We start from the raw sequence: 22,785 nt of genomic DNA, 5'->3' as shown, positions 1-22,785 counted from the left end.
GAACAAATATGGGCATGTGTTTACGCAGATGGGTAGCCACAGTTTCACTTCTATTCGCTTTTTCATTTCCGCTATGGGGCGATGAAAACAGCCATGTATTGTTATTAGGGCAAGTGGCTGAACCGCAATCATTAGATCCTCAGGTGGCGACGGCTGCCAATGATTCACGGATCTTGGTGAATATTTATGAGGGGTTGGTGCGCAATTCTGATGGTTCATTAAAGCTTGAGCCTGCACTGGCCGAATCATGGAATGTGAGTGAGGATGGACTGACTTACACATTTCATTTACGCAAAGGGGTTCGCTTTCATGATGGATCACCATTAGATGCACAAGCGGTTAAGTTTACGTTCGAACGTATGCTTAATCGTGAGCATCCTTACTATCATACAGGGCCTTTTCCTTTATCATTTTTCTTTTCTGTTATCGACAACATTGAAACGCCCGATAACGCCACGGTGATCTTCCGGTTAAAAGAGCCGTTTGCCCCTTTTTTATCCAATCTTGCAACCCCCGCAGGTTTGATTGTCTCGCCAACCGCCGTTAAACAATACGATAAAAATTTTGGTCGCCATCCAAGTGGGACTGGGCCTTTTAAATTTACCGAGTGGACGGCGAATCAGCGTGTTGTTGTGGAAGCCAATGATCAGTACTGGGGAGGGCGACCGTCACTGCAATATGTGGTTTTTCGCCCAATAACTGACGCTAATACTCGCGTGGCTGAAATGCTGTCGGGAGGGATTGATGCGATGGTTGAAGTGCCCGCGGATAATGTACCACTGTTTGCCTCTGATAAACGTTTTCACTTGTATCAAGCAACAGGCCCGCATGTTTGGTATGGCATGTTGAATGCATCACGTCCACCATTTGACGATGTGCGTGTCAGGCAAGCCGTGAATTACGCAGTCAACAAACAGAATATCGTTAAATATATCCTTCAAGGCTCCGCAGATGTTGCACAGGGGCCAATCCCTTCAGCTTTCGATTGGGCGTTTGATCCTGAAACGGAGGCTTACCCTTACGATCCTCAAAAAGCGCGTGAATTGATTAAAGCGGCGGGAGCAGAAGGGCAAAAAATTATTTTTTATGTCACAGAGGGAGGATCTGGCATGTTGGATCCGATCCCGATGGCGACAGCGATTCAGGCCGACCTAAAGGCCGTTGGGCTGTCAGTTGAAATACAGACTTTTGAGTGGAATACCTATTTATCAAAGGTGAATTCAGGGCTTAAACAAGCACATATGGCGGAAATGGCATGGATGACGAACGATCCTGACACCTTACCCTTTTTGACGCTGCACTCTGGATCATGGCCAGAGAAAGGGGGATTTAATTCTGGCTATTACGCGAATAAACAACTCGATAGCTTATTAGATAAGGCAAGAGTAACAAACGATATGGCTGAGAGGGCACGGCTTTATCGGCAGGTACAAAAGAGAGTTCACCAAGATGCGCCATGGCTGTTTGTGGCAAATTGGAAGCAAAATGCGGTCGCCAGTGCGCGGATCAGTAATTTTAAATTACAGCCAAATTTTAATTTATTGCTTAAAGACGTTCATAAAGATTAACGGATCAATTGGCTTAATTTCACGGCATAACAAAGTAGCGAGCCTTTACTCGGCATTAAAACGGTTACGACGGGAAGATTTACTGGGGAAGAACCTATGTGGCTATATTGTGTTAAACGAATTTTAGCGACGATACCCATTTTAATTGGGCTCACGCTTATCGTATTTTTCATCATGGCGTTGATCCCTGGTGACCCCGCTCAAGCACTGCTCGGGCCATGGGCAACACCAGAGAATGTGGCGCGGGTAAAACAGGAACTTGGTTTAGATAAGCCGCTATATCAACAATACTTTATTTGGATAAGTAATTTATTGCAGGGGGATTTTGGGCGCTCATTCGTACTCAATCGTCCTGTCACTGACGAGGTATTAGAACGTTTTTCAGCCACCTTAATTCTTGGGGGCAGTGCGCTGTTGCTCAGCTCTGTTTTAGGGTTGCTGGCAGGCATTATTTCGGCGATCCGTCAGTTTAGCTGGAGTGACAAAGTGATCACGCTAGCCGTGTTACTGGGCATTTCGATGCCATCGTTTTGGATCGGCCTATTGATGATCATGCTGTTTGCGGTACAACTGCAATGGTTTCCTGCGTCAGGGATGTATTCGATTTGGCAAGGCGGTGGGTTCGGCGACTTATTGCACCATCTTGTTCTGCCAGCAGTGACGCTCTCTTTAGTCGCGACAGGGGTCATTGCTCGATTAACTCGTACTGCGATGTTAGAGGTCTTGCGCTTAGATTTTATTCGTACAGCTCGAGCAAAAGGACTTAGCGAACGCAAAGTTATTTTTCGTCATGCTTTTCGTATGGCGCTCGTGTCAGTGATCCCCGTTATTGGGATTCAAGCTGGTTTTGTTCTAGGCGGTGCTGTCTATATCGAAACCGTATTCCAGTGGCCGGGGCTAGGTGCCATGTTGGTTAAAGCGGTTGCGACACGTGATCTCTTTTTAGTGCAGGGCGGTGTTTTAATTGCAGCAGCAGCCTATGTATTTATTAATTTGTTTGCTGATTTGATGCAGGCACTTTTGGATCCGAGGTTAAAATCATGAGCCAAATTACTACACCGGTTATCCAGCCACGTTATCGCCAATCGGCTTGGTCTTTGTTAATGACCAATCGTTTAGCTGCATTAGGGCTAGCGATCTTATTGGTCATCATGTTGTCAGCATTACTAGCACCTTGGCTGCCACTGCCTGATCCCGATAAAACGGATCTCATTAATCGATTATTACCTGTTTTTTCTTCGGGTCATGTGTTGGGAACCGACCATCTTGGGCGTGATATTTTGTCACGGTTATTATGGGGAACACGGGTATCACTGCTTGTGGGGATCTCTGCGACGTTAATTGCAGCCGTATTAGGTACGCTAATTGGCTTAATTGCCGGCTATGTTGGGCAGCGAACTGATACCCTATTGATGCGTTGCATCGATATGTTAATGGCTTTTCCTTATATTTTACTGGCATTGGCGATTGTCGCTGTACTTGGGCCGGGCTTACTTAATGCGTTATACGCGATAGCTTTGGTTAATATCCCCTTCTTTGCACGTAATATTCGAGGGCTAACAGTAGGCTTGCGCGATCGTGATTTTATTCAGGCGGCAAGGTTATCAGGTAAAAACCATATTCAAGTTCTATTAACGGAAGTTTTACCGAATGTATTGCCTATTATTGTCGTGACTATGTCAACCACGATAGGGTGGATGATTTTGGAAACGGCGGGGTTGTCGTTTTTAGGGTTAGGAACACAGCCGCCGAATGCCGACTTAGGATCAATGCTAGGGCAAGGTAGAGCACAGATGTTCGTGGCGCCCCATGTTGCATTAGTGCCCGGCATTATGATTTTTCTTATCGTCATTAGCTTTAATTTATTAGGTGATGGCATTCGCGATTTACTTGATCCAAGACTCAAATCAGGGGCTTTGCATCGCTCGCAACCAGTGACAGAAACCGCACGTATTGATATTCCAGCACGTACGGAAGGCAGCAAGGCGGTGTTAGAAGTGAAGTCACTGTGTGTTGGTTTTCGTCAAGGGCCTCTATTGCGCCCAACGGTTAAAAATATCAGTTTTTCAGTGGCGCGTGGTGAGTGTTTAGGGCTGATAGGGGAAAGTGGCTCTGGTAAAAGTGTTACAGCACTGTCCATTATGGGGCTATTAGCTTCCCCGCCAGCGGTGATCACCGGTGGTGGGATCTATGTTAATGAAGAAGAGATGTTGTCATTATCTCTATCGGCGTTACAGCAACGCCGTGGCGCTAGAGTCTCTTATATTTTTCAAGATCCGTTGACGACACTGCATCCACAGTTTTCGATAGGTGCACAATTACAAGAGGCGATCACCGCTCACCAATCCCTTTCCGATCAACAAGCGAAGAATAAGGCGATTGAGTTACTTGAGAGTGTTGGTATTCCATCAGCAAAAGAGAGTTATCACGCTTATCCCCATCAACTTTCTGGAGGGCAACGCCAACGTGTTGGGATTGCCATGGCTCTTGCGAATGATCCGGTGTTAATTATTGCCGATGAGCCGACAACGGCACTGGATGTCACTGTACAGGCGCGCATTTTAGAATTACTCAATAAGTTACGTCGTGAAAGAGGGGTTGCGCTACTTTTTATTACCCATGACTTTGCGGTGATTAACCAAATTTGTGATCGCGTGGCGGTGATGCAGCAAGGCCAAATTGTAGAAACGGGCGCAACACAAACGGTACTTCATCAGCCACAGCACCCTTATACGCGTCGCTTGATTGCCAGTGTGCCAAAACTGGGGGAAGGAAAAGCATTTCTTACCCATGTTGCAGATATTTATAGCGCTAAACCAGACGCGGTGCAGGAGGTGTTATGAATAAGGTCATTGAAGTCAATCAATTGGTAAAAACGTTTGGTCGCCCACCTAACCTTTTTCATCCAACAAGTAGAGAAGTTAAAGCCCTAAAAAACATCTCAATAGATCTTTATGAAGGTGAAACATTGGCGATCGTTGGGGAAAGCGGTTCGGGGAAAAGTACTCTTGCCCGTATTTTAGTTGGATTGGAGCAGGAAACATCAGGAGAGATCCGCATATTGGGAAAAAACCGTTCTCAGTGGCAAAAACAAGGAGCACGAGCCTTCGGTCAAGCTATCCAATATGTTTTCCAAGATCCTGTTGCATCATTGAACCCACGTAAAACGATCGGAGAAACCTTATCCGTACCTTTAAAGTACCTTAAGCAGATGAATAAATCTGAACAAATCCATAGATTACATGAGTTACTCGAGGCCGTAAGTATGCCATTGGATGCGCTGGCATGCTATCCACATGAGTTTTCGGGTGGGCAAGCTCAGCGTTTAGCGATTGCACGAGCATTGGCAGCCGATGCACAGATCCTCGTTCTCGATGAGCCTGTTAGCGCATTGGACGTTTCGGTACAGGCGCAAGTGTTGTTGTTGCTACAAGAGCTAAAAACACAATTTTCGTTATCTTACTTATTTATAAGTCATGATTTAGCCGTCGTTGAATCAATTGCTGACAGAGTGGCCGTGCTCTATTTAGGTGATTTGCTAGAATGTCAGGAAACTCATCGTTTATTTGCTGCCCCTGAACAGAGTTATACCCAGAATTTATTGACCAGCGCGCCAAGGCTCTCTTTTGAGTAAAAGGCGAGTGTGGAGATGAAAAATAGAACAACAGACGACGGCCGGAAGAAAAATATGAACACAGAGAAACAGCCGATGACAGAAACAGGACGAATTAAACGCACGGATGAAATTGTGAATGCGATTAAAGAATCGATCATGGCGGATAATTTAATGCCAGGTGATCGACTGCCACAAGAGAAAGATCTGATAGAGCGTTATAGCGCCAGTAAAAGCACCGTTCGAGAAGCTTTAAAATCGCTAGAAGTCCAAGGGTTGATAAAAACGAAAACGGGGCCTGGTGGCGGTGCATTTATTGATTCTATGACAGAAGCGCGAGCGATGAGTTTACTGTCTAATTATTTGTTTACACGGAATATTTCGATAAAAGACATTTATACCTTACGTAAATTATTAGAGCCTGTGGTGGCAGTTAGCGCTATCGACAATATGGATAATGAAGGTTTTCAAAAACTGTATGACACGATAGCGATTTATGATCATGAGCCAGTTGATGAAGCCGAACGTTGGCAGCAGCGGATGGCCGAATTGGATTTTCACGCTGTTGTTGCGAGCTACTCTGATAACGTACTTTTAGTGTTTATCTGTCATTTTCTTCAACGGTTGCTTAAGGATTTGGCGATTTGCAAAGACATCTACTTAAAGCCTGAACCTGTCGATCGTCGACAAGGGATTGACTATCAATATCAACTTATTGACGCCATGCGCCGTAAAGATGCTCCTAGAGTGAAAGCGATTATGGAAGCGCATATGGCGTATGCGGAACAAGCCATGCTGGCCTTGCAAGCAACCTTACAAGAACGATTTTTAAGTGAAGACAGGTAATGACATGATTGATCAAGATTATCTTAAATCTGTATTAAAGACGCTATTACAAACGCCTAGCCCTGTAGGTATGACAGAGAATGCCGTAGCGCAGACTCATCAATGGCTCGCAGAATTAGGTTTTCAACCGCAATACACCCGCCGAGGTGTGCTACATATTACGTTAGGCAATGGTGAGCCCAAAAGGGCACTAGCGGCACACTTAGATACTCTCGGTGCAATGGTGACACAATTAAAGCCGAATGGGCGATTGGCACTACGTAACACGGGAACATGGGCCGCACGTTTCGCTGAAGGAGCGAGAGTCACAGTATTTTGTGACAACAACCAATATCGGGGAACTATTCTGCCGTTAAAAGCATCGGGGCACCGTTTTAATACTGAAGTGGATACCCAGATTGCCGATTGGGATAACCTTGAAATCCGCCTTGATGCACCTTGTTATAACCATGCTGATTTATTAGCACATGGCTTTAATGTAGGGGATATGGTTGCAGTCGATGCACAGCCTGAGTTTATTGATAATGGTTTTATCGTCTCTCGCCATCTTGATGATAAAGCGGGCTGTGCAGTGTTATTAGCTGCATTGAAATCGCTGGTGGATGATAAAGTACTGCCTGAAGTGGCTTGCCAAATCATGTTTACCATTTCAGAGGAAGTCGGTATTGGGGGAACGCATGGCTTTGGTGCTGAAGTACAAGAACTGTTAGCCATTGATAACTCGGTGTCGGCTCCCGATCAAACAACGCGGGATGATGCGTTAACATTGGCATTTCGTGATAGAACAGGTCCATTTGATTTAGCTATCACACGCCACCTACTTAAGCTGTGCCAACAGTATGATATTCCTCATGTGAGAGATACCTTTAAGCACTACCGCTCAGACAGTGCCGCTGCCGTCGATGCAGGGTGGGATATCCGCGTGGCATTGGCTTGTTTTGCACTGGATAGCTCACATGGTTGGGAAAGAACGCACGTTGATTCACTGGTTGCATTAGCCACCTTGGTCAGACGTTATATTGAAAGTGATTTAGTGCCATTACCAGGGCAGTAATGGATTTAGGTAAAAAACGTCAAGGATTTGAAGCGACCCCCAATGATTGGGGGTCTTTTGATTGTATAAGTTAATTAATGGCGGTCATTTAAATATTCAGGCTCTTTAGGCAGCTGGAAGCAGCAAAATAAGCAGATACACAATACAACCATGACATAGATAAAAAAGGCGTTTTCTGCGCCGCTGGCTTTAAATTGTAGTGCAACAGAGGGCGCCGAGCCGCCAAAAATAGCATTCCCTATCGCATATGAGACCCCAACACCTAACGCTCGTAAATGAGGTGGGAACATTTCAGCTTTTACTAGCCCACTAATAGAAGTGTAAAAACTTAACAGCATCATTAAGAAAATCAGTAATAAGGCGATAATGATAGGAGACTGAGCAAAATAACGCATGCCAATCACCATCACTGGGTAGATAAATAGCAGCATGGATAGCGTGAAGGTAATCATTGCTGCTCGGCGGCCAATTTTATCAGAAATAATGCCGAACACAGGTTGAGACAGCATGAACACAAAGAGTGATACGGTCATAATGTAACCAACCACTTTGCTATCAATACCGATGTTTGTGAGATAGGTCTTTGAGTAAACGGTTATAATATAAAAGCAGAGAGAGCCTGCGGCAGTATAACCAACGACTAAAAAGAAAGATTTCCAATGCTGTTTTAGAAGAGCGATTAAAGAACCTGACTCTTTTGCTTCTGATGCTTCATTACTTAAGGTTTCATCAAGGCGTTTTCGAGCAATTAATGAGACTATCGCTGCAATCCCCCCAATGACAAAAGGAATACGCCAAGCACCATCCTGTAGCTGTTGTTCAGTGAGAAACGCTAATAAAATAACACTGAGTAAGCTTGCTAATAACTGCCCTCCGGATAATGTGACATATTGGAATGAAGCAAAAAAGCCCCGTTGTCCTTTAAGGCCGAGTTCACTCATATAGGTAGCGACGGCACCATATTCGCCACCGACAGATAAGCCTTGCAACAAGCGCACGAGTAGCAATAACAATGGTGCAAACATCCCGACTTGCTCATAAGTTGGCAAGGCGGCAAACAAGAAAGAACTAAACCCCATTAAATAAATGGATGCGACCATCGAACGCTTTCGGCCATGGCGATCAGCAATCCGACCAAATAGCCAACTACCAATTGGACGCATAAAGAAACTTGCAGCAAACACCCCCCAGACATAGATAGATTGCGTCAGTGGATCCATATTTTGCGGAGTAAGCGCTTTAGTAAAATAGGCAGCAAAAACAGCGTAGATATAGAAATCAAACCATTCCACTAGGTTACCAGAAGCTGCTCCAACAATTCCTCGAATGCATTTTGATCTTGCATTGGCATCTAGCGTTGCATCCGTTCTTTTTACATTATCTTGAGATATTTCCAATTTATCACCACCGCAATATTAGTTAACAATAATTCAACAAATAGCGGTATTTACTTAGTGAGTCAATATTTGACGGTAATGTAAATTAAATATTGAGATCAATATCCTGTTTTTCATGTCATTTTTAGATAACTAACAACACTAAATGTTATAACTAACTGAGTGTTTTATATGAGTTTTTTTACTTTTTAGCTTATTTGTTACATGCGCTTTATCTTTATTCGGAATACTCGTAAATAAAAATAATTTCATGCTAAGAATATGCGTAAAAATATCATATTAGACGTCATTTTAAATATAAAAAGTAACGTATTTAGATTAAAAAAATAAATGTATTATCGATGATAGGAGAGGAGTTATTGAATATTCACTGTTCTGTTTCGATATTGCCATTTAATTTTTTATTTTATTGAAACAGCTAATCTGCATACGAAAAATATCATAATATATTGAAATAAATAATTTTTTTAGAATTTTGCATTCAATGTGCCATCAGCCAAATAGAGTTGGTTTATCGAAAACTCAAATAAATACTAATAATTATCATTTTAGTTTATTGATAAAGTTTATATTATGTATTTTATCATGATAAATATGAATAATCGGTATTTTTATTAACATTATTAGTTTAATTTTTTTTGTTAATTATTCTTTAACTTAATATAGAGGTTTTGTTTTTAGGTATAATTCACTAAAAATATTATTTGATAAATAAAGCTATCGATATTTAATTCTGATTTCATCTATCAATTTATCATAAAAATTCATCAGTATATACTGCTGTATATATCGGTAATGTTATAAATTATTTCTATTTTCAATAAGTTAGTTTGGTTAATAACGTGAGTTATTAGTTGGTTTATTGATGTAAAACAATCTCTTAATTTGATGGGTTGTTATCATTAAATTATCAAAATCTTATTTTTCACCCATGTGATTAATCGTGTCTATTACTGGCAGTACACACCTTAAATATATTTTATTCCGTTTTGTTGGAAGTTTACTTTTTAACATTTAAAGCAAATTAATTGAGTGAGTTATGTATGGCAAATATAAAAGAGAAAGCATCCGTTTTTGCTCCTCTTACCCGTCGTGGCTTTGTTAAGGCCGGAACTATCACGGGTTTGGCAGCAGCGGCTGGAGGGTTCTCTCTGCCTTTCAGCGCCTCCGCTGCCGCAGAGCAAAAAACAGCGACACCCACCGGAGAAGAGAAAGTAGTTTGGAGTGCATGTACTGTAAACTGTGGAAGCCGTTGCCCATTACGTATGCACGTCGTTGATGGTGAAATTAAATACGTCGAAACCGATAACACGGGTAATGATGTATATGAAGAACTGCATCAAGTACGTGCTTGCTTACGTGGACGCTCAATGCGACGTCGCGTGTATAACCCAGACCGCCTACGCTACCCCATGATGCGTGTTGGTAAACGTGGTGAAGGAAAATTCAAACGTATTAGTTGGGATGAGGCTTTTGATGTTATCGCTAACAACATGAAGCGCTTAATCAATGACTACGGTAACGAATCTATTTACCTAAACTACGGTACAGGTACGTTAGGTGGCACGATGACAAAATCATGGCCACCGGGTGCAACATTAATTGCTCGTTTGATGAATTGCTGTGGCGGTTATTTAAATCACTATGGTGACTATAGTACCGCGCAAATTGCCGCAGGGCTGAACTATACCTATGGCGGCTGGGCTGATGGTAATAGTCCTTCTGATATTGAAAATTCCAAATTGGTCGTGATGTTTGGCAACAACCCGAGTGAGACGCGTATGAGCGGCGGCGGGGTAACCTATTATGTTGAACAAGCTCGCGAAAAATCGAATGCAAAAATGATCATTATCGATCCCCGCTATACCGATACAGGCGCTGGACGTGAGGATGAATGGATCCCGATTCGACCGGGAACAGACGCGGCGTTAGTGAGTGCGCTTGCCTATGTGATGATCAAAGAAAACTTAGTCGATCAGCCATTCCTTGATAAGTACTGTGTGGGCTACGACGAAACGACAATGCCTGCTGGGGCCCCGAAAAATGCACATTATAAAGCCTATATTTTAGGTGACGGCCCCGATGGACAAGCAAAAACGCCTGAATGGGCAGCTCCTATTACAGGTATCCCTGCTGCACGTATCGTGAAACTCGCCCGTGAGATCGGCATGGCGAAGCCTGCTTATATCGTTCAAGGTTGGGGGCCTCAACGTCGCTCTAACGGCGAATTAGCCTCTCGCGCGATCGCCATGCTCGCTATTTTAACCGGTAATATCGGGATTAATGGTGGCAATACTGGTGCTCGGGAAGGGTCGTACAGCATTCCCTTTGTTCGTATGCCGACCTTAACCAATCCAGTCAAAACCAACATCTCAATGTTTATGTGGACCGATGCCATATTACGTGGCTCTGAGATGACAGCGACCCGCGATGGCGTCCGTGGTAAAGATAAGCTTGATGTGCCGATTAAGATGGTGTGGAACTACGCAGGAAACTGCTTAGTGAATCAGCATTCAGAGATTAACCGCACTCATGAAATTTTACAGGATGAATCTAAATGCGAAATGATTGTGGTGATTGATAACCACATGACAGCCTCAGCAAAATATGCGGATATCTTGCTGCCTGATTGTACCGCATCGGAGCAGATGGATTTCTGTATGGATGCCTCGGCGGGCAACATGTCTTACGTTATTTTTGCTGATCAGGCGATTAAACCTCGTTTTGAAAGTCGCAATATCTATGAAATGACGAGCGAAATTGCTAAGCGTATGGGCGTTGGTGAGCAGTTCACCGAGAATCGAACCCAAGAGGAGTGGTTACGTCATTTATACGAACAATCTCGCGAAGCATTGCCTGAATTACCAACATTTGAAGAGTTCCGCGCACAAGGTATTTTCAAAAAACGGGATCCGAAAGGCCATCATGTTGCCTATCGTAACTTCCGTGAAGACCCCGTTGCGAACCCACTGACGACACCGTCAGGTAAAATTGAGATCTACTCTTCCCAATTAGCTGAATTGCAAAAAACGTGGGAGCTAGACGAGGGAGATGTGATCCACCCATTACCTGTTTATTCACCGGGTTTTGAGCAATATGGCGACCCACTTATGGATAAGTACCCATTACAGTTAACAGGTTTCCACTATAAATCACGTACTCACTCTACTTATGGCAACGTGGATGTTCTGAAAGCCGCCTGCCCACAAGAGTTGTGGATCAACCCACAAGATGCCGCAAAACGGGATCTTAAGCATGGTGATTTAGTCCGCGTTTTTAATGACCGAGGCGAGGTACGTGTGAAAGTGAAAGTCACACCACGTATTGTTCCGGGTGTCGTTGGTTTGGGGGAGGGGGCTTGGTATGACCCAGATGGTAACCGTGTGGATCACGCTGGAAGTATTAACGTGTTAACCACCCAACGCCCATCGCCTTTGGCGAAAGGGAATCCATCACATTCTAATCTTGTTGAAGTTGTTAAAGCTTAAGGATGTCAGTTATGTCAACGCAATATGGTTTTTATATCGACTCAAGTCGTTGCACTGGCTGCAAAACCTGTGAGCTAGCATGCAAAGACTTTAAAAACTTATCTCCGGAAGTTAACTTCCGCCGCATCTATGAATATGCAGGAGGAGATTGGACCGAGCAGGATGGTGTATTTGGGCAGAATATCTTTGCCTATTATCTGTCAATATCTTGTAACCACTGTGATGATCCTGCTTGTACTAAAGTATGCCCAAGTGGCGCGATGCATAAACGTGAAGATGGCTTTGTTGTTGTCGATGAAGAGGTGTGTATCGGTTGCCGTTACTGTAGTATGGCGTGCCCTTACGGTGCTCCACAATTCGATGAAGTGAAGGGGCATATGACAAAATGCGATGGCTGTTATGAGCGAGTGGCAGAAGGTAAAAAACCTATCTGCGTTGGGTCTTGTCCATTACGAGCACTGGATATGGCGCCTATTGAAGAGCTACGTGAAAAATATGGGACTTTAGCGGAAATCGCGCCATTGCCATCGGCAAAATATACGCATCCAAACATTGTCTTAAAATTGAATGCCAATAGCCGTCCTGTCGGAGATACCACTGGGCATCTGGCTAACCCGGAGGAGGTATAATATGGGCTCGGGAATTCATGAATGGCCATTGATGTTTTTCACGGTGATAGGCCAAAGCGTGGCGGGTGCTTTTATTTTTATGGCAGCGGTGATACTCAGTGGAAAACTGTCAACAGAGCTTAACCGTAAAGTGCATTACAGCATGTTTGGTTTGTGGCTATTGATGGGGATAGGCTTCCTATTATCCACGACACATATGGGAACACCGTTACGCGCTTTCAACTCATTTAATCGCTTAGGGGCATCATCACTGAGTAATGAGGTAGCGAGTGGGGCGCTGTTTTTTGCCTTGGGTGGTTTTTACTGGCTTCTGGCGGTGCTTAATAAAATGCCAGCGGCACTCGGCAAATTATGGCTATTAGTTGTGATGGTCATGGCAGCAGTCTTTATTGTTGCAACATCTCGCGTTTACCTGATTGATACTGTTCCAACTTGGAATAACAGCTATACCACCCTAAATTTTGTCTTAACGGCATTCCTTGGTGGCCCAATATTAGCTGCGCTGTTGTTACGTATCGCTGGGTTTGATTTGCAATGTATTCGCCGTATTCCTGCATTGAGTGTGGTTGCATTACTCGTCAGTGTATGTGTGGCAATCACCCAAGGCTTTGATTTGGCAAGTATAGAAACACCCGTACAAAAAGCGGTCGACCTAGTGCCAGATTATGGAATACTCATGGATATTAAAATCGTTGCCATCGCAATGGGGTTAGGTTGTTGGATAATGCCATTAGTGGCAAAACGTAACCCTTCTGTGATTAATATGGGGATCGGTTTTTTATTCGTGCTCGCAGGTGAAATCGTGGGGCGTGGTGTTTTTTACGGCCTACATATGACCGTTGGTATGGCGGTTAATTAAACTGAGAAGAAGGCTTAGTGATTTACTGCTAAGCCTTTTAAACTATTTGTGGTTAAATCAAGGCAAACAGCCGTTAAGTATCGAATAATAAGCGAATAAAATACACCATGAGTGAACAAACTTTAAATTCTATCTCTTTGACAGCACGCGTACTCGGTGCTGCCTTTTATTATGCACCGAATGATATCCAAGACATTATCGCATTGCTATCAACGCCACAATGGGCGGAAGAGTGGCCGTATGGCTCTGAGGAGCAAAAGCAGGCGATCGCCGATAAAATGGCAATAATACAGACAGATAATGAAACATTGGATGACGCATATCAGCGGCTATTTATAGGCCCATATGCGTTACCAGCACCACCTTGGGGATCTGTTTGGCTCGATAAAGAGAATGTGATTTTTGGTGAATCAACATTGCAACTACGCGAGTGGATGCAACATAACCAGATTGATATTTGTTTAACGCAAAATGAACCAGAAGATCACTTTGGCTTATTATTAATGATGGTCGCATGGGTGGCAGAAAATAACCCTGCCAAACTCAATGAACTGTTGGCTCAACACATATTGCCTTGGGGTGTGCACTATCTTAATAAAATGCAGGCAGATGCCCATTTTCCTTTCTATGTCGGACTCGCGGAACTTGCCCATTTGACGTTAGTGAATTGGCAGCAATCGCTTGATGTGAAAGCGGCTGAAAAGGCGATTTTCTATCGTTAAATATGATTAAATTTGTGGTATAGCCCTGAATGAAAGGGCTATATCAACATAGCGAATACGACCCACCACTACCGCCCCCGCCACTAAAAATTGGTTATTCGTTATACGAATTGAGACAATGACGAGAATACACTGAGTGTGTTATCTCTCGTCATCATCTTATTTAGATAAATTATTTTTTGTAAAGTATAGGGATAATAGCTATTGAGTCGGTTTAGAATAAGCCGGTTTTTTTCTCTGGTCGTTATTATGGGTAGAGTATGCGTAATCAGTCGTGGATATTATTTGTTATTTTCATTTTTTTATTGATCCCAAAATCATTTGCTCTAACACCGCCACAAAGTACAGAAGATTGGCAATTGGCTGATACCCCGCCAACACTCATGCAGATTAAACAGAATGAGACGATTTTTGCGCCTATTGCTGGGGAAATGAAAGCTGTCGCCGAGCTTTATTCTGAACATGGTTTCTATATGTATGAGCCTGCTGGTGATTATCGACCTATGCAGTTTGGTAATGATTATGCTTATGTGAACACAGAAGAAGTATCACCTTTAAAACCACGCTTAAAACCGGAAGACGATAGGTTAAATGACTTAAATAACCCTATCTACAATTATCTGATCACGACACAAAACACATTAGTCTATCGCTCAGCAAAAGCAAACAGCCAGCCAATCGCGATGCTATTTGGTAATTTGCGTTATCCCGTGTTGGATCGGATGATCAAAACAGAAAAAAATGGTGAAAAAACAGCTTGGTTAACCATTCGCTTAGGTGACCGCTTAGGGTATATCAAATCAGATGAGGTTGAGATAGACAAAGGGATACCGGTTCTCACTTATCATCACTTACTCAAAGAAAGTGAGAATAAAAAATTTCAGCATACATCGACGACCACTTCTGTCGAGGCATTTCGCGCCCAAATGGATTACTTGAAGCAGGCGGGTTACCAAACACTGTCATTATCTGATCTTGAGGGATATTTAGATAAATCGGTTAATTTGCCTGCTAAATCGGTGGTGTTGACGTTTGATGATGGCTTGAAATCGGTTTATCGCTACGCGTATCCAATTTTAAAAAATAACCATCAACAGGCCACATTGTTCGTTATTTCTTCGCGTATTAAAAGTGTGCCGCAAAAGTGGTCGGCAGATGGTTTGCAATTTATGAGTAAGCAGGAAATTAAAAGTAGCCAAGATGTGTTTAATATTCAGTCACACACGCATTTCTTACATAAGCTAGATGCTCGTAAAAACCCTGTTATTTTTAGTCGCAAAGAGCATACTATTTTCTTAGATTTCCAACGCTCTATGCATGCTTTACAACCATTTACCCGTGAGCAACGTTATTTAGCCTATCCATTTGGTGGTTTTAACCAAACGGCAATGAACGCAGCAAAACAAGCAGGAATGCACCTTGCTGTAACGACTATACAAGGCAAAGTACGCTTAGGGGATAACCCATTGGCATTAAAAAGATTGTATGCACTAAAAACAGATCCTATCGAAAAGTTCGCTCAGATGGTGGGGAACCGCAGTGATAATATCGTCAATAAAAATATTGTGGTTGATAGGTAAGCATAGCGACGAATAATAAAGGAAAGCGAATGCGCTTTCCTTTATGGAATTACGATTAAGAAGCCTGACATGACCATAGCAATCACTAAATAGTATTATTTTAGACTCGGGCTATGATTGAAACGAAGCATAGTTTCTTTAAGTAGTGTCATAATGGTATTTTGCCAAGGCTTAGGCAGTGCTAATGACCAAACTACATCAATATTCCACATAGCCGATGGGCTGTCTTCAATGGGGATAAAAGCCACATCGTGGCGGCTAATATGCCTTGAACTATAAGGAACTAAACTGACTCCCACACCAGCGGCAACCAGTGCGATGATGGTTTGAATATCGCTAGCCTCTTGTACCGGCTCTAATGAGATCCCCTGTTGGCTCAGGAACCGTTCGATTTGATGTGATAGTCCGCTACCTCTTTCTTTACGCAGCGATAAATAAGGGTGCTTTATTAATAGCTGTTTCACGGGGTCATCACTGAGTTGTGATGTCGAAATGGCGAGAGCCAAGGTCTCTTGTTTTAACGGGTGCACTGTAAAATCTGTAGAAAATGCAATTTCAGGACGGCGTAAAAATGCAACCTGTAATTGGTGATTTTCTAATTTTTGCGACATGATATCTGACGGCATATCATCAAAGTAAATCGTTGTCTGTTTTAAATGTTCTCGCAAACGCGCAACGAAAAAAGAGGCTTCTTGGAACGTTGATATGCCAAATCCAACATGAATAGATTTCGGGAATTGGGTACTCAATTCGCTTGCTCGGTTAAAAAGTAGCTCAGCTTGAGATAATACTTGTTGCGCAAAAGGGAGCAGCTTACGACCATTTTCAGTCAGTTGTGCACCATGTCGACCTCGTTCAAATAACGTTATTGAGAGCTGTTGCTCTAACAGTTTAATCTGCTTCGTTAGTGCGGGTTGGGTGATACACAATTGGGATGCAGCCGTATGGTAGTTTGCCGTGTCAGCTAAAACAACAAAAGCACGTAATAATCGGGTATCCATTACGCCTCATCAGTAAATTTATCAGTCATGTTAACTTGTAGAGACCCTGAATAGCGTCTCTACAAGTATATTATCCATTTAAGGAAATGTGCTGCTGTTATTTTGAAATTGCGACAGGCTTATCAGCAAATCGCACACTTCGCGCATCACGCTCATAACCCATTGTTTTCGTCAAAATATTATACAACTCAGGGCGACGGCCTGACATCCAGCGGCGACCAGTTGACATTGGAAGTAAGCTTAAGTCTAGCTCGGCGATCACCATATCATTATCAATAGCATTGCTTTCGTTGATAATACGACCATATGGGTCGATGATCATGGCATTACCTGTACGGACTTCATCGTCATCTAAACCAACGCCATTACTGAAAATGTAAAAGACGCCATTATCATGGGCGCGAGCAGGTAACCAACGCATTAACCAGCCACGACCATGCTCCCCTTGAAAGGCTTCTCGTAATGCTTCAGGATCTTTTTCTCGGTTCTCCCATAAAGGAAGAGGAATTGGCTTCATGCTGTATGGGCTACGGGAATGAGTTCCCCCCGTTTGGTGTGGTGCTAAAATAATATCAGCTCCCATTAATGCGGTTGCTCGTGGGTTCTCGACTAAATTATTATCCCAACATATTAAGATCCCTGCTTTCACTCCCCACGGCGTATCAAACACAGTGTAGCTATCGCCTGAATGAATACTTGGATGCTCAAAGGCATGTAATTTCCGATGGGCGTGATACGTGCCATCAGGCATACAAGCAACCCAAGTATTATAGCATTTATCATCTAAGCCTTTTTCAATTAACCCCACGCCAATGATCATATTAAGCTCTTTTGCACGTTGGCGGATAGGCGTTAATGATGGGCTATCATGTAAAGTTTCACTGAGCTGATAGACAGCTTCGCTAGGCAGCTTAGGCACGTGCCAATAACCTGTAATGCACATTTCTGGCAGCACAAGTATTTGCACATCTTGAGATGCGGCCTGATCGATAAATGCATGGATCTGTTTTAGGTTATAAGCCTTATCAGAGGCTTTATGTTGGAATTGTACGGTGGCGACTCGAATTGGTGTCGACATAGGGTATCTCCTCTCTTACGATGAGTAGATAACACCATATAATTTGAGCTAGGTATAATGAGATATTCTCTTATTCGATAACCAATGGTTATTAAATGGCTTCCGCACAAAATAGCGATTTATTTTCCATGATAGTGAAAAATGATCAGCCAATTTTTACTCCAATCTTATTTAGAAGCATAGTATTTCACTCTATAAGACGGCCAAAGCTATTGGATTTTTTGTTGCTTTATCTGTAAAGGCATCGATAAAAAAATATTTCAAAGAACGTTAGCATTAGTGCTAGCTTAAGAATAGATTGTTTTATATCTCTCTATTCTCTCTATCAATTTTTAGGTTTTAAGTCAAACTATCTAATAAACTCAGGATTAACGTTTTTTGAGCTTATTGATGGTTGATAACGAATAGTCTTTTTGTGCTATTTAACGTCAGCCAAATATAGCTATTACAGCAAATAGAAACATTCAATATTACTTTGTTACACTTAGTAAAAACTATATGTTGTTGATTATAAGGGGTTATATATTTTTTCACAAGAGAGGGTATTAGTAAAAACTACTAATAAGTTTACTTTGTATCAAATGTAACGATTGAAAACCACCTAACCCCTACTAAAGGAAGTTAAAATGCAAATAAGAGCAATAAAGCGGATGTTTAACATATTTTATACTCCTATACCGAGTATGATTTTGCTACTAAATTTTTTACTTGTTCACATAAGATAAAATAAATAAACCACTGGCGATGGTAAAATAATTAGAATCTAAAAAGAATGATTAAATTTGAATTTTTGAATATATTTTATAAATTATTCTTATATTTCAACAATAAAAAAGCATTATTGAGTATAGTTGGTTAATACTCTTAATTCGTTATTAATATTCTATTCTTTTCTATGTTTACAACGGTGGGGGGTAAAGTGAATTAATGTTAAATATCATCCGTTTAAAATAGATTTATTATTTGGGGAGGATAATAAAAACATAATAAAATATGAATAGGTTTATTGAGGCATTATTCTTTTTTTTAATAGATGTTTTTGATAGGTTTTGTCTAATTTGATTGATCGTATCGATCGTTACAAACAGTTTTACTTTCGAGCAATGCGTTCTATAATCACTCCAAATTAGACCTTTACGATTATCTCTATTTCTTAAGTAGGGATAAATTAAAATAATAATAATAAACAAATGAGCTTTTATTGCTTTATCCATGTCATTATTGACTATTTTAAATTAGGTCGGGTCTTAATAAATGAAAAATGTAAACCAGATCGTTGGTAAAGAAATTCGCAAAAGAAGAAAAGAATTAGGGCTTTCAGGTGCTGAACTTGCTGGATTAGTTGGTATCAGTCAACAGCAAGTTTCACGCTATGAAAGGGGTGAATGTAATATTACATTAGATAATCTTCTTAGTTTGGCTAAAGCACTTGAAACCGATTTGATCTGTTTTTTTAACGATGAAATCTTTTCAATAGAAGGTCGTGTTGAATTAATAAATGACAATGAAATTAAAAATAACCTTGTGAATCATATGGTAGTTAATCATTATCTATAAACTTCATATTACTACTTCATAGCCTTCCTCAGCCACAACATAATAATAAATTTCTGCCTAACGATTTTTATCGTTAGGGAGTTTATGTACGTTAGTCTTTTGTCTTAAATAGGAAAATGAAATGAAATTTGTTAAAACCATATTAGCTACAACTATTGTTGCTTCATGTGCTACTGGAGTTGCAAATGCAGCTATTGACCAAGGAAGTGGTGTTATTAACTTTACAGGTAAAGTCATTAATGCACCGTGCAGTTTACCTGGCGATGGAACAGTTAATGTCGATTTAGGTCAAGTCGCGAATAAAGTATTAGAAACGGGCAATAAATTTAGCCAAAGCGTTCAGTACACTATTGCATTAGAGAATTGTGATCTGGCTGCGGTGACGGGTGCAGACGACAAAGTGCTTTTCCCTGCGGTCAGTAAAGTGAAAGTGACATTCTCTGGTACTCCAGATACCACGAAAAAGGATTTATTGGCTAACACGGGAACATCGAAAGGTGTTGGCGTTCGCCTAATTAACGCAGACGGTGCAGTCATGAAAGTTGGGGATACCAGCGTTGAAATGCCATTGGTGAATGGTGCGAATAAATTAACATTTAGCGCACGCGTTGAAGCAAATGGTAATAAGGTAGAAACAGGTAGTATTATTTCTCAAGCAACTTACGCCTTAAATTACCTATAATTTTTCACATTATACTTAAAGTTATTTTATTATTTATTAAGAATGTAATGGCTTAATGAGTTTTATTACTCTTGATAGTGGTAAAAGCTATTCCGTTTGTTATTTAGATAAAATGTGAATTATTTTGAGTACATATCAGTAACAGGCATTTATTTGCCTGTTGCTTTTCCCCTTGTTTTGATTAGTTTATCTATTTGACTGGGATTATCATGTTTTTGTCGCTTCAACCAAATATGAATAAATTATTATTCTCTATTTTTCTTACACTGTCGGTATCAAGTGTATCTAATGCAATAGAGTTTAATATGAATATTATTGATGCAAAAGATAGAGACAACATCGATCTCAGTCAATTTTCCAATCCAGATTTTGTACCTGCAGGTGAATATCTTACAGACATTACATTAAATGGTCGTAAGTTATCTGGACAATATTTCATTAAGTTTATTGAAGTTAATAAAGACACTTCAGCACTCTGTATTACGCCTGAAATGATAGGGCTTTTTTCCTTAAAAACGAGCATTAGGAATAAAATATTACAGGATAAGCGTAATCAGTGTGTTGAATTGCCTAAATCAATGAACATAAATTATGTTTTCGATAAAGCAAACCAAAATATTCTATTTTCAATCCCTCAAGCTTGGTTGGAATATGATGACCCTTACTGGGTGCCACCATCGCAATGGGATAATGGAATTGCAGGTTTATTAATAGACTACAATCTATTTACTAACTATTCTGCGCCAAAAAATAGCAATGAAACCTTTAGCGCCAGTAGCAACGGAACAACGGGGGTGAATTTAGGTGCGTGGCGTTTCCGTGCTGACTATCAATATCAATATAATCGCTCACAAGGTAAAACAAACCAACGATTTGATTGGACGCAATTTTATGCCTTTAGAGCCTTCCCTGAATTAGGGGCAAAAATTTTATTAGGAGAGTCATATTTAAGAACGGAGCTCTTTGACAGTTTTCGTTTTGTTGGCGCGTCGATTTTTAGTGATACTCGCATGTTACCCCCTTCGATGCGTGGTTATGCGCCACAAATTTCAGGAATTGCCAAAACGAATGCAATGGTCACTATTACTCAAAATGGGCGTGTGATTAAACAAGCTCGTGTTGCACCAGGGCCTTTTAATATTCAGGACATCACCGAGGCGGTACAAGGTACGTTAGATGTCACCATTCAAGAGGAAGATGGCAGCCAAACACAGTATCAAGTCACCGCGGCATCGCTGCCTTTTTTAACGCGGCAGGGGCAATTTTTATATAAGCTTTCAGTGGGGGAATCTAGCCCATTTGGCCGTTCACAACGTACTAAACCGCGGTTTATTGCAGGTGAAGCCTCTTATGGCCTTTTTAGTCGTACATCCTTATTCGGGGGAGTGATTGCCACACTTAATAACAACGAATATCAAGCCATTAACGTTGGTATTGGTCAAAACATGAACCAGTTCGGCGCTCTTTCATTTGATATTACACGCGCTAAGGCGAAGTTAAATAATTTGGGAACTTATTCAGGAAATAGCTACCGCTTAAATTATTCTAAACGATTTGAATCCACTAACTCACAGATCACCTTTGCGGGTTATAAGTTCTCGGATAAAGCATTTTTAACCATGCCGCAATACATTGATGCTGCAAACGGCATGTTGGATTTTAGGCGAGATAAAAATGTGTATACCGCATCCTTTAACCAATATATCAGTTTATTGGATGCCACCTTATATCTTAATGCGTCTCACCACCAATTTTGGAATAGTGAATCAACCACGACATTTGGCATGAGTCTGAGCAAAATATTTAACCTTGGTAATATCAGAAATATGTCAGCAACATTGTCATTAAATAAAATAAAGTACCAAGAAACGGATGATAACCAAGCGTATTTATCACTCTCTATTCCGCTAGAAAGTGGCGCCTCTATCAGTTATGACCTGCAATATGCGAATGATGGCAAAGAGTTAAATCAATCAGTCGCGTATTACAGTGAAAACATTAACAACAACTATTGGAGTTTACGTGCTGGGGGCGATAAACGTCAACTAGGCCGAATGGAGCCTAGCATCAGTGGTAGTTATCAGTACTCATCGGCTTATGGTGTATTAAATCTCAATGCGACTGAAAATGTGAATGCTTATCGAGCCTTCGGCGGAAGTTGGTACGGCTCCATGACGGCCACGAAATATGGTGCGGCGCTTCATCGTAATGGTACTAGTAATGAACCTCGGGTAGTCATTGATAGTGGTGATGTTGCAGGAATTTCTATTGATAATGGCCAGTCGGTGACTAATCGCTTTGGTATCGGTGTCGCGACTAATTTAAATAGTTTCTCTAATTCAGATGTGTATATCGATATGAATACGTTACCTGATGATGTTGATGTCAACGACAACATTATTGGTAAGACTTTGACGGAGGGCGCGATAGGTTATCAAACCATTCGAGCCAATCAGGGAAAACGTATATTAGCCATTATTCGTATGGGAAATGGGAAATATCCGCCATTAGGCACCAGTGTTATAGAAGCCAGCTCAGGGAGAGAGGTCGGCATTATTGCTGATAATGGGATTGTGTATTTAACAGGGATTACTCCTACTGAGAAATATACCGTTAAGTGGGCGGGTGGAAATGAACAATGCCAATTAAGTTTTACCAATTTTTCTGGAAAAGAACAAAGTAAAGTTTTGATCCCCTGCCTTTAAAGGAAA

17 protein-coding genes are annotated in these 22,785 nt (G+C 41.5%); 14 read left to right on the top strand and 3 right to left on the bottom strand.

Annotated elements, in window-relative coordinates:
- Positions 1-8 precede the first annotated feature (8 nt).
- The 6 genes from PSE69_RS15670 to PSE69_RS15645 all read left to right on the top strand — a co-directional run bounded on the left by PSE69_RS15670 (position 9) and on the right by PSE69_RS15645 (position 7,081).
- Positions 9-1,568: an ABC transporter substrate-binding protein gene (locus PSE69_RS15670; protein ID WP_004917390.1), complete on the top strand. Its 1,560-nt coding sequence runs from the start codon at positions 9-11 to the stop codon at positions 1,566-1,568.
- 96 nt (positions 1,569-1,664) lie between these two features.
- A complete protein-coding gene (locus PSE69_RS15665; protein ID WP_053109858.1) occupies positions 1,665-2,612 on the top strand; it encodes an ABC transporter permease in 948 nt (315 codons plus the stop codon).
- Entirely contained in the window at positions 2,609-4,411 is a 1,803-nt protein-coding gene (locus PSE69_RS15660) for a dipeptide/oligopeptide/nickel ABC transporter permease/ATP-binding protein (RefSeq protein ID WP_121875303.1), read from the top strand. The genes PSE69_RS15665 and PSE69_RS15660 overlap by 4 nt, the downstream gene beginning before the upstream one ends.
- A complete protein-coding gene (locus PSE69_RS15655; protein ID WP_121875304.1) occupies positions 4,408-5,202 on the top strand; it encodes an ABC transporter ATP-binding protein in 795 nt (264 codons plus the stop codon). Before PSE69_RS15660 ends, PSE69_RS15655 begins: the two co-directional genes overlap by 4 nt.
- Before the next feature lie 54 nt (positions 5,203-5,256).
- Positions 5,257-6,027 carry a FadR/GntR family transcriptional regulator gene (locus tag PSE69_RS15650; protein WP_041705166.1) on the top strand — a complete coding sequence of 257 codons (771 nt, stop codon included), beginning with the start codon at positions 5,257-5,259 and terminating at the stop codon, positions 6,025-6,027.
- 4 nt (positions 6,028-6,031) lie between these two features.
- The gene (locus tag PSE69_RS15645) at positions 6,032-7,081 is read left to right on the top strand and encodes an osmoprotectant NAGGN system M42 family peptidase (RefSeq protein ID WP_014657402.1); all 1,050 of its coding nucleotides are present in this window, start codon (positions 6,032-6,034) and stop codon (positions 7,079-7,081) included.
- 74 nt (positions 7,082-7,155) lie between these two features.
- On the opposite strand, the gene PSE69_RS15640 is transcribed toward PSE69_RS15645, so the two are convergent.
- On the bottom strand, positions 7,156-8,478 hold the full coding sequence (locus tag PSE69_RS15640; protein ID WP_004917375.1) for an MFS transporter: 1,323 nt from the start codon (positions 8,476-8,478) through the stop codon (positions 7,156-7,158).
- Between the two features lie 1,043 nt (positions 8,479-9,521).
- Between PSE69_RS15640 and dmsA the strand changes: the two genes are divergently transcribed.
- The 5 genes from dmsA to PSE69_RS15615 all read left to right on the top strand — a co-directional run bounded on the left by dmsA (position 9,522) and on the right by PSE69_RS15615 (position 15,756).
- Entirely contained in the window at positions 9,522-11,966 is a 2,445-nt protein-coding gene (gene dmsA / locus PSE69_RS15635; RefSeq protein ID WP_121875059.1) for a dimethylsulfoxide reductase subunit A, read from the top strand.
- A gap of 11 nt (positions 11,967-11,977) precedes the next feature.
- Positions 11,978-12,595: a DMSO/selenate family reductase complex B subunit gene (locus PSE69_RS15630; protein WP_121875060.1), complete on the top strand. Its 618-nt coding sequence runs from the start codon at positions 11,978-11,980 to the stop codon at positions 12,593-12,595.
- Between the two features lies 1 nt (position 12,596).
- Complete coding sequence (locus PSE69_RS15625; RefSeq protein WP_014657405.1) at positions 12,597-13,454, top strand: DmsC/YnfH family molybdoenzyme membrane anchor subunit; 858 nt, start codon at positions 12,597-12,599, stop codon at positions 13,452-13,454.
- Between the two features lie 107 nt (positions 13,455-13,561).
- Entirely contained in the window at positions 13,562-14,176 is a 615-nt protein-coding gene (gene dmsD / locus PSE69_RS15620; RefSeq protein WP_004917365.1) for a Tat proofreading chaperone DmsD, read from the top strand.
- A gap of 260 nt (positions 14,177-14,436) precedes the next feature.
- The gene (locus tag PSE69_RS15615) at positions 14,437-15,756 is read left to right on the top strand and encodes a polysaccharide deacetylase family protein (protein ID WP_004917363.1); all 1,320 of its coding nucleotides are present in this window, start codon (positions 14,437-14,439) and stop codon (positions 15,754-15,756) included.
- A 95-nt stretch (positions 15,757-15,851) separates the two neighbouring features.
- On the opposite strand, the gene PSE69_RS15610 is transcribed toward PSE69_RS15615, so the two are convergent.
- Positions 15,852-16,757, bottom strand: a complete 906-nt coding sequence (locus PSE69_RS15610) for a LysR family transcriptional regulator (RefSeq protein ID WP_040132487.1) — start codon at positions 16,755-16,757, stop codon at positions 15,852-15,854.
- A gap of 97 nt (positions 16,758-16,854) precedes the next feature.
- Positions 16,855-17,835 carry a nitrilase family protein gene (locus PSE69_RS15605; RefSeq protein ID WP_121875061.1) on the bottom strand — a complete coding sequence of 327 codons (981 nt, stop codon included), beginning with the start codon at positions 17,833-17,835 and terminating at the stop codon, positions 16,855-16,857.
- A gap of 1,254 nt (positions 17,836-19,089) precedes the next feature.
- Here PSE69_RS15605 and PSE69_RS15600 point away from each other — a divergent pair.
- From PSE69_RS15600 to PSE69_RS15590, 3 genes are all read left to right on the top strand, one after another.
- Positions 19,090-19,392: a helix-turn-helix domain-containing protein gene (locus PSE69_RS15600; protein WP_004917356.1), complete on the top strand. Its 303-nt coding sequence runs from the start codon at positions 19,090-19,092 to the stop codon at positions 19,390-19,392.
- A gap of 121 nt (positions 19,393-19,513) precedes the next feature.
- Positions 19,514-20,074, top strand: coding sequence for a fimbrial protein (locus PSE69_RS15595; protein WP_004917353.1), 561 nt, complete (start codon positions 19,514-19,516; stop codon positions 20,072-20,074).
- A gap of 305 nt (positions 20,075-20,379) precedes the next feature.
- Positions 20,380-22,779 (top strand): fimbria/pilus outer membrane usher protein, encoded by a 2,400-nt coding sequence (locus tag PSE69_RS15590; protein ID WP_259466002.1) that lies wholly within the window; start codon positions 20,380-20,382, stop codon positions 22,777-22,779.
- The last annotated feature ends 6 nt before the right edge of the window (positions 22,780-22,785 follow it).

This window comes from Providencia sp. PROV122 (assembly GCF_028482365.1).
Classification (GTDB): domain Bacteria; phylum Pseudomonadota; class Gammaproteobacteria; order Enterobacterales; family Enterobacteriaceae; genus Providencia; species Providencia stuartii.
Note: the sequence above shows the minus strand (reverse complement) of the source record. Positions and strands in the feature narration are given on the sequence as shown.